Raw genomic sequence first — 15265 nt, 5'->3', positions numbered from 1 at the left:
AAAATGCAGCCAAAAGGCAGATGGGGCGTTCTGCCATCGTAACGAGAAATTCTGGAAAAAGGTGTTTTTGGTGGCAACGAGCTGTTTCGCGGAAAGACTGGCCAAGCAGGTGCCCCTGTCGGAAGCGGAAAAGAGCGCACTGGCCCGGCTTGAGGAAAATCCGCGCAAGGTAAAGCGCGGGTCGATGATCCAACGCGTCAACGAGACAGTGACGGAATTGTTCGTCCTGCGCGAAGGACGCGTGATGAGTTTCGTCATCCTGCCCGATGGCAGCCGCCAGATATTGCGCGTCTACTTTCCCGGCGACTTCATCGGATCAGCCAGCACCATCTATAGCAAGGCGCCCGAATCGCTGATCGCGCTTTCGGACGCGATCGTCTGTCCGTTCGACAAACAGGCGCTGCGCCGCCTGCTGGACGAATATCCGCGCGTCGCCGCCCTGCTGTTCCTGCTGTCCAACGCCGAGCGGGTGTCGATGACCGACCGGCTCGCTGCCTTGGGCCGCACCTCGGCGAAGGCGCGCGTCGCCTCCTTCCTGCTCGACATGTTCGACCGACTTCGCGTCACCGACGACAGCATTACTGACAGTTTCGAGCTGAAGCTGACGCAGGAGGAGATCGGCGATTCCATCGGCCTCACCTCCGTCCATGTGAACCGGATGATCCGACAGATGGAGCAGGAAGCACTGATCAGCCGGTCCAATGGGCGGATCACCCTGCTCGACATGGAACGGTTGGAGGATATCGGCCATTATACCAATCGGCACAAGGACATGGATCTGGATTGGCTGCCGATCGGCTGACCCTCATCTGGCGTTTTTGCGCTCCGGGGCGAAGCATGTCGTGCACCGGCGCCAGCAGGTGACGCCGGGCATGGCCAACGCGGGTTGCAGGCCGCGTTCGGGATAGAGGCCGGCCAGGATCGCGGGCGAAACGCCTTCCGGCGCGGCGCGATTGTGGCACATCAGGCAGTTGCGGACATATTTGGCGCGGGTGAGCGCGCTATGATCCTCCTGCGCGCGGACCGGGCCGGGCAGCAGGAGAAGCAGGCCGGCGAGCGCCAGCCGGCGCATCACGCCAGCAGCTCGACATCCCAGTAGAGCCAGTCGTGCCAGCTTTCGTGCAGATAGCCGGGGGGGAAGGCTCGACCATGTTCCTGCAACTGCCAGCTGGTCGGCCGGATCGGCTGAATATGCAGCTTCATCCCCGCTTCCTTCGGGGTGCGTCCGCCCTTTTTCAGATTGCAGGGCGAGCAGGCGGTCGCGACATTTTCCCAGGTCGTGCGGCCACCGGCGCGGCGCGGGACGACATGGTCGAAGGTCAGGTCGCTGGTCTTGCCGCAATATTGGCAGGCGAACTTGTCGCGCAGAAACAGGTTGAAACGGGTGAAGGCAGGATGTTCGGACGGCTTCACATATTGCTTCAGCGCGATCACCGAGGGGATCTTCATCTGAAGGCTGGGGCTATGCACCTCTCGCTCATAGGAGGAGATGATGTCCACCCGATCCAAAAAAACCGCCTTGATGGCAGTTTGCCAGGGCCAGAGGCTCAGGGGATAATAGCTGAGCGGCGTGTAATCCGCGTTCAACACAAGTGCCGGACAATTTTCCGGATGCCGTATGAGGTCGGGATGGTACATAGAAAACCTTCTACCCCCTTGTCGACGCTGCTCATCCAACAGCAACGTGACACCAGCATGACAGCATTAACGAATATCATCCGTCAAGAGCCTGTATGACTCAGCCTGCCGCACCACAGCATATAGTGACCCGCTTTGCTCCCAGCCCCACTGGTAGACTGCATGTCGGCCATGGCTGGTCAGCCTTGCTGGCCATGGACATGGCGCGCGCGGCCGGCGGAACGCTGCGCCTGCGGATCGAGGATATAGACGGCACGCGCAGCCGGCCCGAACATGTCGCGGGGATCATCGAGGATCTGCGCTGGCTGGGCGTGGAATGGGACGGGGAGATCGCCTTCCAGTCGCAGCGGCTGGACAGCTATGACGCCGCGCTGGATCGGCTGCGCGCCATGGGCCTGCTCTATCCCTGTTTCTGCACCCGCGCAGACATTCAGGCGAGCCTGACGGCACCGCACGGACCGGAGGGAGCACTCTATCCGGGGACATGCCGGGGGCTGGATGCAGCGGAGAGTGCGAGGCGGATCGCTGTAGGGGATGCCCATGCCTGGCGGATCGACATGGCGCAGGCGGCGGAGCGTGTGGGGGAATTGCGGTGGGCCAGCCTGTCTTTTCCCGAAGAGAAGCAAGGGGCTTCGACAGGCTTAGCCCGAACGGAATCCGTACAGGCTGATCCCCTTGCCCATGGCGACGTGGTGCTGGCGCGCAAGGATGCGCCGGCCAGCTATCATCTGTCCTGCACGCTGGACGACGCGGCGATGGGCGTGACCCATGTGCTGCGCGGCGACGATCTGCGCGGGGCGACCGACATCCACCGGCTGATCCAGGCGTTGCTGGACCTTCCCTCCCCCGCCTATGTCCATCATCCGCTGCTGGTCGGGCCGGACGGCCGGCGGCTCGCCAAGCGGGACGGGTCGATCGCGCTCGCTGACCTGCGCGCACGGGGGGTGGCGCCGGACGTACTGGCCGCCGACCTGCGCGCCGGACGCTTTCCCATTGGCATAAGGCTCGCAAGGGCATAGGCTGGCGCGATGAACACCGTGCTGGTCATCGCCCTCATCCTCGCCATGATCGCGACTTTGGTCGCGCTGATCCGGGGCATCATCGCCTTCCTCCAGACCACCAAGGAGGATTTGAACGCGCCCGAGGGCAACGGCCCCAGCCCCGCGCGGCTGAAGCAGAACAAGATGATGATGAACCGCATCCTGTTTCAGGCCGCCGCGATCATCATCGTCGCGATCCTGCTGATGTCGAAGGGACATGGCTGACAAGGCCGGTTTGCCAATATGGTCAAGCTGAACAAGATCTACACCCGCACCGGCGATGCCGGCACCACCGGCCTGGTCGATGGATCGCGCCTGCCCAAACATGCGTCGCGGATGCAGGCGGTGGGCGATGTGGACGAGGCGAACAGCGCGATCGGCCTGGCGATCATCGCCATGGGCGCGCGGCCAGAGACGCGCTGGCTGACCACCATCCAGAACGACCTGTTCGATCTGGGCGCGGATCTCGCCACGCCGATCCCGGAGGGCGAAGATGAACCCTGGGCGCTGCGCATCGTCGCAAGCCAGGTGAAGCGGCTGGAAGACGAGATCGACACGATGAACGCGGAACTTGCGCCGCTCGACAGCTTCATCCTGCCGGGCGGATCGCACGCCGCCGCCGCCGTCCACCTCGCCCGCGCGATCGCCCGACGGGCGGAGCGCAGTGCGACCGCCGCCGCAGTCGAGGTCGCGTTGAACCCGCAGGCGCTGGCCTATCTCAATCGTCTGTCCGACCTGCTGTTCGTGCTGGCGCGGCGGTTGAACGACAATGGCGCGGGCGATGTCAAATGGGTGCCGGGCGCTTCACGCTGATCCCGGCGGCGCGTTTCGACTCTCGCGCCGCACAACCTACCCCGTCCGCTGACATTAACCCTGTTTCTTCAGCACCCGTTTAGACGCATCCTCAAAAAGCTGCTCGCGGTCGCAATATAGACGGGGACAGCCGTGCAATTCTATCTCGCAACGTCGTTCATCTTTCCGCGTTCGTTGCGGCTGCGGCTGTTCGCGACCTGCTTCGTTGCGACGCACATGCCGCTGATCGGCTATCTGGCCTGGGGTCTGTCGACGGGCCGGATCGCGCTGGCTGAATTCGTGCTGTTGACGTTGGCGACAGTGGTCGGCACCGCCATCGCTCTGCTGGGCATCGGCGCTATGCTGAGTCCGATTCAGGCGCTGGCCGAGACCCTGCACCGGGGCGAGACGACGTCAGGCGCGCTGCCCGAAGTGGGCGACGTCATCCAGACACTCTATGCCGGATTCCATCGCGCGGCCAACGCCACCCAGGCGCGGATCAACGACCTGCACAATGCCGCGCATGAGGATCTGCTGACCGGCGTCGCCAATCGACGCGGTTTCCTGAGCCAGATCGACGCGCTGCCGATCGATCGGCGCAAGGGCTGCGTTGCGCTGATCGACATCGACTATTTCAAGCGCGTCAACGACCAACTGGGCCATGACGAAGGCGACAAGGTTCTGGGCGCCTTCGCCGCGCGCCTGTCCGCCCAGCTGCGACGCATGGATATCGTCGCCCGCTGGGGCGGCGAGGAATTCGCCATCTTCTTCCAGGACTGCATCGAGGATGAGGTGAGCTGGTCGCTCGCGCGCGTCGCCAGTCGGATGCGCAGCGACCCGATCGGGCTGGTGAGTGGGCGGCCGATCAGCTTTTCCGCCGGCATCTGCCGCTGGAAGGGGGACGATCTGGAAGACGCGCTGCGCCGCGCCGATGAGGCGCTCTATGAAGCCAAGCAGGCGGGCCGCGACCGCATCTGCCGCGCCCAGCCCCTGCTTCAGGAAGTGTGAACTTAGGGGCGATCCGGAACCGCTGGCGCTTTTGTGCGCTTTCTTCCAGAGAACGGCACAACCGTATCGGGAAGGGCATTTATGGCCAGAAGCTGGACGGACGCCCGGCAGGATGATCTGGAAGAGCGCTATCGCGCGGTGCGGGCGCTCAGCGAAGCCTTGGCTGCACCCTTGTCGGATGCTGACGCGACGGTACAGTCGATGCCCGATGCGTCCCCCGCCAAATGGCATCTGGCGCATACGAGCTGGTTCTTCGAGACGTTCGTCCTGCGCGATCATGTGACGGGATATCGCCCCTTCGATCCGCGCTACGCCTTTCTATTCAACAGCTATTATGAGGCGGAGGGCGCGCGCCACGCCCGGCCGATGCGGGGGATGCTGACGCGGCCATCGCTCGCCGAAGTGCGGGCCTATCGCGCACATGTCGATACGGCGCTGCTCGCCGCACTCGGCATGTTGCCGCAGCCCGCACGGGCGCTGGTGACGCTGGGGCTGCATCATGAGCAGCAGCATCAGGAATTGTTGCTGACCGACCTGCTCCATCTCTTTTCGCTCAATCCGCTTGAACCGGCGCTGTTCGAGGCACCGAGCGCCGCGCCGGTCGACTTGCCGGGGCCGCTCCACTGGATCGAGGGCCGGCAGGGACTGGTCGAGATCGGCGAGGATGGGCGCAGCGGCTTCGCCTTCGATTGCGAAGGGCCGCGACACAAGGTGGTGCTGCATCCCCATGCGCTGGCGCACCGACCCATTACCAATGGCGAATGGATCGCCTTCATCGAGGATGGCGGATATCGGACGGCGGCGCACTGGCTGTCGGACGGCTGGGCATGGGTGCAGGCGGAAAAGGTCGATGCGCCGCTCTACTGGAAGCGGGGCGAGCAGGGCTGGACGCGCTTCGGGCTGGACGGGCGCCAGCCGGTCAATCCTGCCGCGCCGGTGACGCATATCAGCCTTTTCGAGGCGGACGCCTATGCCAGCTGGGCAGACGCGCGCCTGCCGACCGAGGCGGAATGGGAAAGCGCGGCGCAGAATGTCGCGGCGGTGAGCGGCAACCAGCTGGACGGCCCCGCCTGCCCCCGCCCCCGGCCGGCGGAGGACAGCGCTGCGCTGACGCAGATGTTCGGCGACGTATGGGAATGGACCGGCAGCGCCTATCGGCCGCACCCCGGATTCCATGCGGCGCCGGGCGCGGTCGGCGAATATAATGGCAAGTTCATGTCCGGCCAGTTCGTGCTGAAAGGCGGCAGTTGCGCTACCCCGCGCAGCCACGGGCGGGCCAGCTACCGAAATTTCTTCTATCCCCACCAACGCTGGCAGTTCACCGGGCTGCGGCTGGCCAAGGATCTCTGAATGCTCTTGACCGACGAAGCGCCTACGCTGACGCGCACCATCGATCCTGCCTTTCGCCGCGACATCATAGAGGGGCTTTCGCGCAGCCCGAAGGCGACCCCGCCTATCTGGTTCTACGATCGACGCGGATCGGAACTGTTCGAGGAAATCACCGACCTGCCCGAATATTATCCCACGCGGACCGAAACCGCGCTGCTGAAAGCGCATGGGGCGGATTTCGCGGCGGCTGTCGGCGAAGGACGCGCGGTGGTGGAGTTCGGTGCGGGCAGCGCGCGCAAGACGCCGCACCTGCTGCGCGCGATTCAGCCCGCCGCCTATGTGCCGATCGACATCAGCGGCGATTTCCTGCGCGTAAGCAGCGCCGAACTGGCGCAGGCCTTTCCCGACCTGCCGGTGCTGCCGCTGGTGGGGGATTTCAACGGGCCGCTGGAACTGCCCAAGGCGGTCGAGGGGCTGCCCCGGCTGGGCTTCTTCCCCGGATCGACGATCGGCAACATGGAGCCGGACGCGGCCGTCGACCTGTTGCGGGCGATGCGGCGGTTGTTGGGCAAGGACGCGATGCTGCTGATCGGCATGGACCGGATCAAGGATCGGGCGCGGCTGGTCGCGGCCTATGACGATGCGGCGGGTGTGACGGCAGCGTTCAACCTCAACCTTGTCGAGCGGATCAACCGCGAACTGGAGGGCGACCTGCCGATTGACGGCTTTGCCCATCGCGCGGTCTGGAACGACGAGAAGGCGCGGATCGAAATGCATCTGGAGGCGGTGCGGTCACTGCATTTCCATGTTGCTGGCCAATGTTTTCGCATGGAGCCGGGCGAGACGATCCATACCGAGAGCAGCCATAAATATGGCCCGCGCGACGAACGGCTGCTGCTGCGCGCGGGCGGATGGGAACCGGCGTGCGAGTGGACCGACGCCGAAGGGTTGTTCACGCTGGTGCTGGCGGAGGCGGGTTAGTCGGTCGCGAGCAGCAGGTCGCGCAGGTCGGTGAGACTGGGCAATATCCGGGCGCAGGCGAGGACCAGTTCCTCGGTCGGAGGTAGCAGGTCGGGGACCATGACCGTGGCGATGCCCGCCGCCGTTGCCGAGCGGACGCCGGCATGGCTGTCCTCCACCGCGACGCAGAAGGCCGGGTCGACGCCCAGCCGGTCGGCCGCCAGCAGATAGGGTTCGGGGTGCGGCTTGGGCCGTTCCACGTCGCTGCGGGTGACGATCACGTCGAAATAGTGAAGCAGGCCGCTCCTTTCCAGCCGCTGCTGCGCATAGGGCGCGGCGGTGGAGGTGGCGAGCGCCATCGGAATCCCGCTGCGCGCCAGATGATCGAGCAGCAGCGGCGCGCCGGGACGCAACGGGATGCCGGCATCGACCGCCGCCTCGAACAGCGCGTCGCTGTCGGCGTAGAAGCGCGCCAGCGGGAAGTCCGGCCCCAGATGCGCCGCCAGCATTCGCTCATTTTCGTCGCGATGGATGCCGACCATCGACAGCAGCAGATCATCCGCCATCGGCCAGCCCAGCGCCAGCCCGGTTTCGGCAAAGGCCCGGCGATGCGCGGCCTCGGTATCGATCAGCGTACCGTCCATGTCGAAGATCACCGCGCGGATCGGGTCCGGCAGGGTCGAGGGGACGGTCGAAGGGGCGGATTGGCGAGGAGAGGAAGCCATGACCGCAATATGGGCGGTCAAAGGTAACGTTTCCATTGCAAAGCGCAGCCGCGCGGTTGCGTGGAGCGGCAGGTGTTCCGCCGGATGCGGTAAGGCGGGCGGAGCGCTATCCGTTTCTCGACAAGCTCGAAACGAACGGAGGTGGAGCTACTCCACCACCCGCGCCGACCAGGTGGTGATCCAGTGCCACGCGCCACGACATTCGCCCATGCTGGTCGCTTCGGTCAGGCGGAAGCGGCTGCCGTCCCAGACATAGGTTTCGCTGCCGCCGCAATCGCCGAGGCCGCGCCCCTTGGCGAAGCTCTGGAGCAGCGATTTTTCCGCGACCCAGCCGGCATTGACCAGCATGGGCTTGGCCTCCTCTTCGCTCCAGCCGGGCTTGTAGTCGAAGCTGGCGAAACGGAAGGCGCGGCGGCCGGCGACGCCGGTGGCGATCACCGGGACCGACGTGAAATTATAGGCGCCATTGCCGCAGGGGACGAGAATCAGCGTCTCGGTCTTCGACAGGCGGTGGAGTTCGGGCGTCTGCGGGCCGCTGCGGATCTCGTCAGTGCAGCCGGTGAACTTGCCGAGCGCGGTCAGTTCCTCGCGCCAGAGCGCGGCAGGCGCGGCCCCCTTGGCGATCAGGGCGCGGCGGATTTCCGGCATGGCGGGCGCGGCGCGCACCGCGAGCGGCCCCAGCGCACCGGTCGCGACCAGCGCCGTGCTGGTGCCGGCGCGTCCCTGCCGCGCGTCCATATAGCGTAGCGCAGCGCCCGATCCGGCGAGCGAGGGACGACCCAGGACGCGATTGCCCGCGCGCACCTCCAGCACGCTGCCGCGCGCCATGGCAATGGCGAGCGCATCGGCCTGCGGACCGCGCAGCGTGGCTTCGCCATCCTTGCTGGGAATGCCGACAACCTTGCGCCCGTCGACGTGGAAGCTGACCTCACCCACGCCCTTGGCGTCGCGGCTGACCCAGACTTCGGCCGCCGCGTCCGGCCCGGCACCGCGTGCCACACCGACCATCACCGGATTGTCCGGCCAGTCGCCACCTTCGGGCAACAGCGATACCGCCTCGCATCGGCTGCGATTGTCGCAGCCGATGGTCCAGTCCTTGTAGGTTTCCAATATGCCGGGTTTGGGCGCCTGCGCAGCGACCATGCCCGACCAACCCAGGGCCGCGATCGCGACCGTGAAAAAAACTTTAGCCCCCATGGGTTAACCATAACGGATTATAAACCCAAGCGGTAGAGGCTCCGTTACGGGTTCATGTCGTTTTGGATCAGAGGCTGAGCATCAAACCCGCCAGCGCCGCGCTCATCAGATTGGCGAGGCTGCCGGCGACCAGCGCCTTCAGACCGAGCTTCGCGATCATCGGCCGTTGGTTGGGCGCGAGATTGCCGGTCACGGCCATCTGGATCGCAATCGAGCTGAAATTGGCGAAGCCGCACAGCGCGAAGGTGATGACGGCGATGGTCGCGGGCGACAGCGCGCCCTGCACCTGGCCGAGGTTGATATAGGCGACGAATTCGTTGAGCACGACCTTGGTGCCGAACAGGCCGCCCGCGATCTGCGCCTCGTTCCACGGGATGTTGAGCAGATACATGACCGGCGAGAAGACGTAGCCGAGCAGCATCTGGAAGCTGAGGTCGGGATAGCCGAAAATACCACCGATGCCGCCCAGAATGCCGTTCGCGAGCGCCACGAGCGCGACGAAGGCCAGCACCATGGCACCGACCGCGACCGCCAGCTTCACGCCGGTCTGCGCACCCTGCGCGGCGGCCATGATGATGTTGGCGGGCTTTTCCTCGTCATGGGTGGCGACGGGCATGGGTTCGCCCGGCGTGGTTTCCGCGTTCAGCACCGCCGGACCGGCCGCGCTGCGGCGGGTTTCGGGCAGGTGGATGTCGTCGTCCAGCGGCAGTTCGGGTTCGCATTCCGGCTCGTCGGGCATCATGATCTTGGCCATCAGCAGCCCGCCGGGCGCGGACATGAAGCTGGCGGCGAGCAAATAATCGATCTTGATCCCCATAGAGGCATAGGCGGCGAGAATGGTGCCCGCCACGCCAGCCATGCCGCTGGTCATCACCGCGAACAACTGCGGCCCGTTGAGGCCGGCCAGATAGGGTCGGATCACGAGCGGGCTTTCGCTCTGCCCCACGAAGATGTTGGCGGCCGCGCACAGGCTTTCGACCTTGGACACGCCCGTCACCTTCTCGATCGCACCGCCGACCCAGCGGACGATGAACTGCATGATGCCCAGATAATAGAGGATCGACACCAGGCTGGCGAAGAAGATGATCACCGGCAGCGCGGCGATGGCGAAGCTGGCCCCGCCGATTTCGGGCTTGGCCAGCGGGCCGAAGATGAAGTTGGTGCCCGCCTGCGCATAGCCGAGCAGGTTGGCGACTCCATGCGACATACCGCCGATAATGGCCCGACCGGCCGGGACATAGAGGACCAGCATCGCGATTCCCGCCTGCAACAGGAAGGCGGCGCCAACGACCCGCGGCTTGATGGCGCGGCGGTTGGAGGAGAGGGCAAAGGCGATGGCAAGGATCAGGAGAATGCCGGCAAGGCCGATGAGAAGATGCATGAAGCGCTTTCGCGGGAAATGACAAACGGCGCGACTATATGGATCGCGACGCAGGGAAGCCAGTGCTTTGCTGTAGTTAGGTGATGCTACAAAGCCGCTACATTGGGCAATCGCCCGGATATATCCATGTTCTACCCGCATCGTCGAGGGTCTGCAAACAGACGAAAAGGCGGAAGCGGGATGACGCAGGGTAGCGAGCTCCATGATCATGGGTTGATGCACGATCTGGAACGGGTGCGCGAACTGGCGCGCGAGAATATCGGGCGGCGGCGGACGCTGCGCCTGCTCTTTTCGGCGAGCGGCGCGGCACTGATCGGCGCATGCGGCGGCGGTGGCAGCTCCGGCAGCAGCAGTTCCACATCTACGGCGACCCCCACGCCGACACCAACTCCGACGCCCACCCCCACGTCGACATCGTCCGGCACCTGCGTCGTCGATCCGGAAGAGACGAACGGCCCCTATCCGGCGGACGGGTCCAACAGCAGCAACGGCAGCGTGGTCAATGTGCTGGACGACACGGGCATCGTGCGCACCGACATAAGGTCCAGCTTCGGTTCGTCGTCCGGCACCGCAGAAGGCATCACGATGACGCTCACCATCACCGTGGTGAACGTCAATAGCAGTTGCGCGGCGCTGGAGGGCTATGCCGTCTATATCTGGCACTGCACCCGCGACGGGCTTTATTCGCTGTACACCGTGCCGGGCGAAAATTATCTGCGCGGCGTGGGCGTGACCGATGCCAACGGGCAGGTGACCTTCACCAGCATCTTCCCCGGCTGCTATGACGGGCGCTTCCCGCATATCCATTTCGAGGTTTATCCGAGCCTGGCGCGGGCGACCAGCTATGCCAATCGTGTGCTGACTTCGCAATTCGCCATGCCGACCGATGCGTGCAACACGGTCTATGCCACCAGCGGCTACAGCAGCAGCAAGACCAACTTCGCGAAGATCACGACCAGCAGCGACAATGTGTTCGGCGACAATAGCTCGGCGCAGGTCGCGGCGATGACGCCGACCATGACCGGCGACATAACGAACGGCTTCACCGGCACGGTGACGGTCGGGCTGGCGATCTGAGGGAAGCCGATATGACAGGAATGGCGCGGATGACTTTGCAGCTGACCCCTTCACCCGATATGCTACCCGCCACGATGGATGGTTCACGCATATTGGTGGTCGATGATGACGCGGACATCCGCGCGCTTCTGTCCGATTTTCTCGAACAACATGGCTTTGCCGTGACGGCGGTGGCGGATGGCGTCGGCATGGACCGTGCGATCGCCATGCAGGATTTCGACATCGCCGTCCTGGACGTGATGATGCCGGGTGAGGATGGGCTGTCGATCCTGCGGCGCCTGTCGGCGCGCGGCGGGTTGCCGATCATCATGCTGTCGGCGATCGGCAGCGATGTCGACCGGATCGTGGGGCTGGAAATGGGGGCGGAAGATTATCTACCCAAGCCGTGCAACCCGCGCGAATTGCTCGCGCGCATTCGAACCGTACTGCGTCGCCATCGCCGGAACGCCGTCGATGAACCGGTTTCAGGAGGCCAAAGGCTGCGCTTTGCCGGTTGGCAGATCGACATGGGCGCACGGCTGCTGACCGATCCCGACAATGTCGTGGTGACGCTGACCGATGGCGAATTCCGCCTGCTGCGTGCCTTCATCGAGCATCCGCGTCGGGTTTTGAGCCGCGACCAGTTGCTCGACTGGTCGGCGGGCAGCGAAAGCGAAAGCTACGACCGCGCGATCGACGTGCAGGTCAGCCGCCTGCGCCGCAAGCTGGAGCGCGGCACCAGGGGCGAAGGTAGCGAGGATCTGGTCCGCACCATCCGCAACGAGGGCTATATGTTCACCGCCGAGGTCCGCACGGCGTGAATTCACACCTGGATCGCCTGAACCCATCGATCCTGACGCGGATCGTCGCGTTGGTCGCCGCGACCCTGTTGCTGGCGCTGGGCGCGATGATGCTGGTCGCCTTTCGCGGTCCGCCACCCCATGCCCGGCCGATGTTCCTGCCCGAGGCGGCGCAACTGCTGCGCGGCGAGGCCGCCCCGACGGCTGCGGCGTGGAGCATAGCGCGCTACCATTCCGATCGCGCGCCCTTGCCAGATGTCGGGCAGGAGGTCGATGGGCATGCAAGTACGCAGATCGCCGGCATGCTGGGTGTGCCGACGCGCGACGTTCGCCTGCTGCGCGAACGCCCGCCCGCTTCGATGCGCGACACCCCCTTGCCGCCTCAGTCTGACAGCGCACGATCAGCCTTGTTCCGCGCCTTCGTCGTCGCGCAGCGCACGGGCGACGGCTGGACTGTCGTCCAGGCCTGGCAGGGCGCCAATTTGCGCTGGTATGGCATCACCCTGTCGCTGATGGCGGGTATCTTCATCCTGCTGCTGCTGCCGGCCTATTGGGTGGCGCGCCGCATCACGCAGCCGATCCGCCGCCTGGCGGAGGGCGCCGCGACCGAGCGGCCCGAACGCGCCGAGCCGCTGCCGCTGACCGGTCCGCCCGAAGTGCGCGCCGTGGGCGCCGCCTATAATCATATGCGCGCGCGCATCGCCGACTATCTGAGCGAACGAACCGCGATGCTGGTGGCGATCGCGCATGACCTGCGGACGCCGATGACCCGTCTCTCCTTTCGCCTGGAGCAGTTGCCCGACGGTCCGCGCGCCAAGGCGCAGGCCGATGTCGAGGAAATGCGGGCGATGGTGACGACCCTGCTCGACTTCATGCGCGAGGGTGCCGATACCGCCGCACGGGTGCGGATCGACCTCAGCGCCATGGTCGAGACGCTGGCCGACGATCTGTCCGACATGGGGCAGGAGGTGGCGGTGATCCGGAGCGACCGGGCCGTGGTGCTGGGCGATGTCGTGGCGCTGCGCCGCTGCATCGGCAATCTGGTCGAAAATGCGGTGCGCTATGGCGGTGCAGCGCGGATAGCCATCGCTGTCGACGGCAGGCAGGCAAGCGTGTCGGTGGAAGATGACGGGCCGGGCGTACCGGACACGACGATCGAGCGGCTATGTGAACCCTTTTACCGGGGCGAAGCTTCGCGCAATCGCGAGACGGGCGGTGTCGGTCTGGGGCTGGCGATCGCACGCAACATCGCCGACAGCCATGGCGGGCGACTGGCCTTTGCCAACCGGACCGAAGGCGGACTGCGCGCCAGCGTCACCTTGCCAATGGCTCGGTAAGAACCTCAAATCCCTTCGAACGCCAACGACAGCCAGGACGCCATAGCATCCATCGCCAAAGGTGAAAGGCGAATGGCCCGGCGGCGGCGGCTGTTGGGCGAGGTATGATGTTCGCCCAGAAGGCCCCTTCGTTCCATGGTACCGACCTGGCCGACGACCGCACTCAGCGACAGCCGCGACTTTTCGCTGAGCTGTTCCAGCGTGAGTGCCTTTCCCTCCAGTTCGCCCTGATACAGCAGCAGCAATATATCCCAGGCCGGATCGGAGAAGAGATTCTGCCCAAACAGCGTTGCCCGCGATCGCCGCGCTTCGAGATAGCGGGCGAGCACGGCCAATTGTTCACTGCCCTCCCCGTCCAGAATTGCGGGTTCTTCCTTGCGGGCATGGAAATTGTTGAGGCACCGTTGCAGTGCGACCACCAGGTCGACCGCCTCCTGGCTGGTCGCCGTGCGTTCAAGCGGGATATGAACGGTCATGAAGCGCCTTCCGGTCGAGTTCGATGCCGATGATGGCGAACAGCAGCAGCGGAATGACCCAGACCGTGCTCAGCCCTTCGTAGATCTTGTCGGAAAAGCCATGCAGCAACAGGGTCGCGATATGGGTCAGCACCGTCATCAGCTGACTGGCCGCAACCCAGATCAGCCAATAGCTGGTGCTGCGGAGCATCAGCCATACCAGGCCGACGAACAGCAAAGTATCGACGATCGTCAGCCAGAATTGCGTGGCATGCCAGGAACCGGCCAGCTGCGCCGGCATGGTCAGCAGCACGCTCAGCAGGAAGACGAGCGTGAACCACCGCCCGTCCCTGCCGCCATAGACCATGGCGAAGGCACAGGCGGAAAGGGTCAGGAGCCAAAAAAAAGCCGCCAGCATCTACATTTCCAGTTGCGGGGGAGAATTATGGTCATGCCAATGCTGGCGGCTCCCCGATCAGGCGACCAGGGTGAGGTGACGCGGCGTTTCGTCCTGTGCGGGCGCATCCATGCCCAGCGGGCAGCCCACGGCAGTCACGGCGATCTGGCTATGTTCGAGACAGCGCGTCAACAGGGCGGTCGCGCGGATCATGTCGCTGCGGCCCTCGATGATCTTGCCGGCACCTTCGTGGATGCGCTGAAGGATACGCTGACTCTCGCTGGCGGTCAGACCCGAACCCTGCGCAGCGGCGATGAAGGCGGTGGTGAGCTGTGCTGCGTCGAGCAGCGCCGTATCCATCGCGGCAAAGGTCTGGCGGGTCTGGTCGGCGACGGCCTGGGTCTTGACGGTATCGAGGTTCAGCACAAGTCTTCTCCTTCGCACGACGCCGTCCGGCGGTGCGTTGTCAGCATGGTCTTTCTGGAAAGATCAACCCAGCGCCTTGAAGGCTCCGGAAATGAGCAGCAGCAACGTGATGACGCCGACACCAGTGAGAACCGCTGCGCGGATCATCGCCAATATGCGGCCATCGGTACTCAGTTCATTGGTCGATCCCCCGAGCGGCGGGCCGAAGGCCAGGATGCGACGCAGGAGAGTGGTTTGCTCCGTCTGCTCATCCGGCCTGTCCGGCTGAGCAAGGGATGACGCAGGTTCGGGATCGGAGGCAAGCGGCTCCGATTGATATATCAATGGCTGATATGCGTCATTCTGGCCGTTTCCAGGCTCGCCCGAGACGAACAGGCGCGCTGCCTCCTTGCGCGACGCGACGCCATATTTGCGCAGGCTGGTGCGCACGCGCTGATCGACCGTATGCTCCGACACATGGAGCTGGCGTGCGATTTCCTTGGAATTGAAGCCCTGCGCGACCAGACGCAGACACTGCTTTTCCCCCTCGCTCAAGGCTGGAAGGGTTGCGACCACTCCACCATTCCTCCTGCCTGAACCCCCAGCTACCGAACCCATCATCGGCATGGGGAGGACCAGCCTTCCATTCATCTCTACCGCCCCCATGGTTGCGATTCGGTTCGCGTCGGATGTCAAAGTGACACGACAACGCACGAAGACGCAATGCGGATGCCGCGAGACGAAT

General features: G+C 64.8%; 19 protein-coding genes. 10 read left to right on the top strand and 9 right to left on the bottom strand.

Features of this window, described 5'->3' with window-relative positions:
* The first annotated feature begins 67 nt into the window (after positions 1 to 67).
* Complete coding sequence (locus VMR39_RS29590) at positions 68 to 802, top strand: Crp/Fnr family transcriptional regulator (protein WP_325421989.1); 735 nt, start codon at positions 68 to 70, stop codon at positions 800 to 802.
* A 3-nt stretch (positions 803 to 805) separates the two neighbouring features.
* On the opposite strand, the gene VMR39_RS29585 is transcribed toward VMR39_RS29590, so the two are convergent.
* Together VMR39_RS29585 and VMR39_RS29580 are read right to left on the bottom strand one after the other, a co-directional pair.
* Positions 806 to 1072 (bottom strand): hypothetical protein, encoded by a 267-nt coding sequence (locus VMR39_RS29585; protein WP_325422040.1) that lies wholly within the window; start codon positions 1070 to 1072, stop codon positions 806 to 808.
* The gene (locus tag VMR39_RS29580; RefSeq protein ID WP_325421987.1) at positions 1072 to 1638 is read right to left on the bottom strand and encodes an HNH endonuclease; all 567 of its coding nucleotides are present in this window, start codon (positions 1636 to 1638) and stop codon (positions 1072 to 1074) included. The genes VMR39_RS29585 and VMR39_RS29580 overlap by 1 nt, the downstream gene beginning before the upstream one ends.
* Positions 1639 to 1733: 95 nt before the next feature.
* Here VMR39_RS29580 and gluQRS point away from each other — a divergent pair, with 95 nt between their 5' ends.
* The 6 genes from gluQRS (at position 1734) to egtD (ending at position 6788) form a co-directional block, all read left to right on the top strand.
* The gene (gene gluQRS, locus VMR39_RS29575) at positions 1734 to 2657 is read left to right on the top strand and encodes a tRNA glutamyl-Q(34) synthetase GluQRS (RefSeq protein ID WP_325421985.1); all 924 of its coding nucleotides are present in this window, start codon (positions 1734 to 1736) and stop codon (positions 2655 to 2657) included.
* 9 nt (positions 2658 to 2666) lie between these two features.
* Positions 2667 to 2903 carry a twin transmembrane helix small protein gene (locus VMR39_RS29570; protein WP_325421983.1) on the top strand — a complete coding sequence of 79 codons (237 nt, stop codon included), beginning with the start codon at positions 2667 to 2669 and terminating at the stop codon, positions 2901 to 2903.
* A gap of 18 nt (positions 2904 to 2921) precedes the next feature.
* Positions 2922 to 3491 (top strand): cob(I)yrinic acid a,c-diamide adenosyltransferase, encoded by a 570-nt coding sequence (locus VMR39_RS29565; protein WP_325421981.1) that lies wholly within the window; start codon positions 2922 to 2924, stop codon positions 3489 to 3491.
* A 132-nt stretch (positions 3492 to 3623) separates the two neighbouring features.
* Positions 3624 to 4478 carry a GGDEF domain-containing protein gene (locus VMR39_RS29560; protein WP_325421979.1) on the top strand — a complete coding sequence of 285 codons (855 nt, stop codon included), beginning with the start codon at positions 3624 to 3626 and terminating at the stop codon, positions 4476 to 4478.
* A gap of 81 nt (positions 4479 to 4559) precedes the next feature.
* Positions 4560 to 5828 carry an ergothioneine biosynthesis protein EgtB gene (gene egtB, locus VMR39_RS29555; protein WP_325421977.1) on the top strand — a complete coding sequence of 423 codons (1269 nt, stop codon included), beginning with the start codon at positions 4560 to 4562 and terminating at the stop codon, positions 5826 to 5828.
* Positions 5829 to 6788, top strand: coding sequence for an L-histidine N(alpha)-methyltransferase (gene egtD / locus VMR39_RS29550; RefSeq protein ID WP_325421975.1), 960 nt, complete (start codon positions 5829 to 5831; stop codon positions 6786 to 6788). It begins immediately after the preceding gene.
* Here egtD and VMR39_RS29545 read toward each other — a convergent pair.
* The 3 genes from VMR39_RS29545 to VMR39_RS29535 form a co-directional block, all read right to left on the bottom strand.
* Positions 6785 to 7513, bottom strand: a complete 729-nt coding sequence (locus VMR39_RS29545; RefSeq protein WP_414712619.1) for an HAD family hydrolase — start codon at positions 7511 to 7513, stop codon at positions 6785 to 6787. The genes egtD and VMR39_RS29545 overlap by 4 nt on opposite strands.
* A 126-nt stretch (positions 7514 to 7639) precedes the next feature.
* Complete coding sequence (locus VMR39_RS29540) at positions 7640 to 8689, bottom strand: DUF1176 domain-containing protein (RefSeq protein WP_325421973.1); 1050 nt, start codon at positions 8687 to 8689, stop codon at positions 7640 to 7642.
* 67 nt (positions 8690 to 8756) lie between these two features.
* Positions 8757 to 10070 (bottom strand): NupC/NupG family nucleoside CNT transporter, encoded by a 1314-nt coding sequence (locus VMR39_RS29535; RefSeq protein ID WP_325421971.1) that lies wholly within the window; start codon positions 10068 to 10070, stop codon positions 8757 to 8759.
* A gap of 180 nt (positions 10071 to 10250) precedes the next feature.
* On the opposite strand from VMR39_RS29535, the gene VMR39_RS29530 reads away from it, so the two are divergent.
* From VMR39_RS29530 to VMR39_RS29520, 3 genes are read left to right on the top strand one after another with little or no spacing between them, the layout of a single operon-like run.
* Complete coding sequence (locus tag VMR39_RS29530; RefSeq protein ID WP_325421969.1) at positions 10251 to 11147, top strand: intradiol ring-cleavage dioxygenase; 897 nt, start codon at positions 10251 to 10253, stop codon at positions 11145 to 11147.
* A 29-nt stretch (positions 11148 to 11176) separates the two neighbouring features.
* Entirely contained in the window at positions 11177 to 11947 is a 771-nt protein-coding gene (locus tag VMR39_RS29525) for a response regulator (protein ID WP_325421967.1), read from the top strand.
* A complete protein-coding gene (locus VMR39_RS29520) occupies positions 11944 to 13263 on the top strand; it encodes an ATP-binding protein (RefSeq protein ID WP_325421965.1) in 1320 nt (439 codons plus the stop codon). The genes VMR39_RS29525 and VMR39_RS29520 overlap by 4 nt, the downstream gene beginning before the upstream one ends.
* Positions 13264 to 13268: 5 nt before the next feature.
* On the opposite strand, the gene VMR39_RS29515 is transcribed toward VMR39_RS29520, so the two are convergent.
* The 4 genes from VMR39_RS29515 to VMR39_RS29500 form a co-directional block, all read right to left on the bottom strand.
* Complete coding sequence (locus VMR39_RS29515) at positions 13269 to 13739, bottom strand: ArsR family transcriptional regulator (protein ID WP_325421963.1); 471 nt, start codon at positions 13737 to 13739, stop codon at positions 13269 to 13271.
* Positions 13717 to 14136, bottom strand: coding sequence for a hypothetical protein (locus VMR39_RS29510; protein WP_325421961.1), 420 nt, complete (start codon positions 14134 to 14136; stop codon positions 13717 to 13719). The genes VMR39_RS29515 and VMR39_RS29510 overlap by 23 nt, the downstream gene beginning before the upstream one ends.
* Positions 14137 to 14193: 57 nt before the next feature.
* Positions 14194 to 14541, bottom strand: coding sequence for a hypothetical protein (locus VMR39_RS29505; protein WP_325421959.1), 348 nt, complete (start codon positions 14539 to 14541; stop codon positions 14194 to 14196).
* A 63-nt stretch (positions 14542 to 14604) separates the two neighbouring features.
* Entirely contained in the window at positions 14605 to 15096 is a 492-nt protein-coding gene (locus VMR39_RS29500) for a helix-turn-helix transcriptional regulator (RefSeq protein ID WP_325421957.1), read from the bottom strand.
* Positions 15097 to 15265: the final 169 nt, after the last annotated feature.

It is taken from the genome of Sphingobium sp. (assembly GCF_035511395.1).
In the GTDB taxonomy this organism is placed as follows: Bacteria; Pseudomonadota; Alphaproteobacteria; order Sphingomonadales; family Sphingomonadaceae; genus Sphingobium.
The sequence above is the reverse complement of the archived record's forward strand: the minus strand, read 5'-3'. Positions and strand labels throughout refer to the sequence as shown.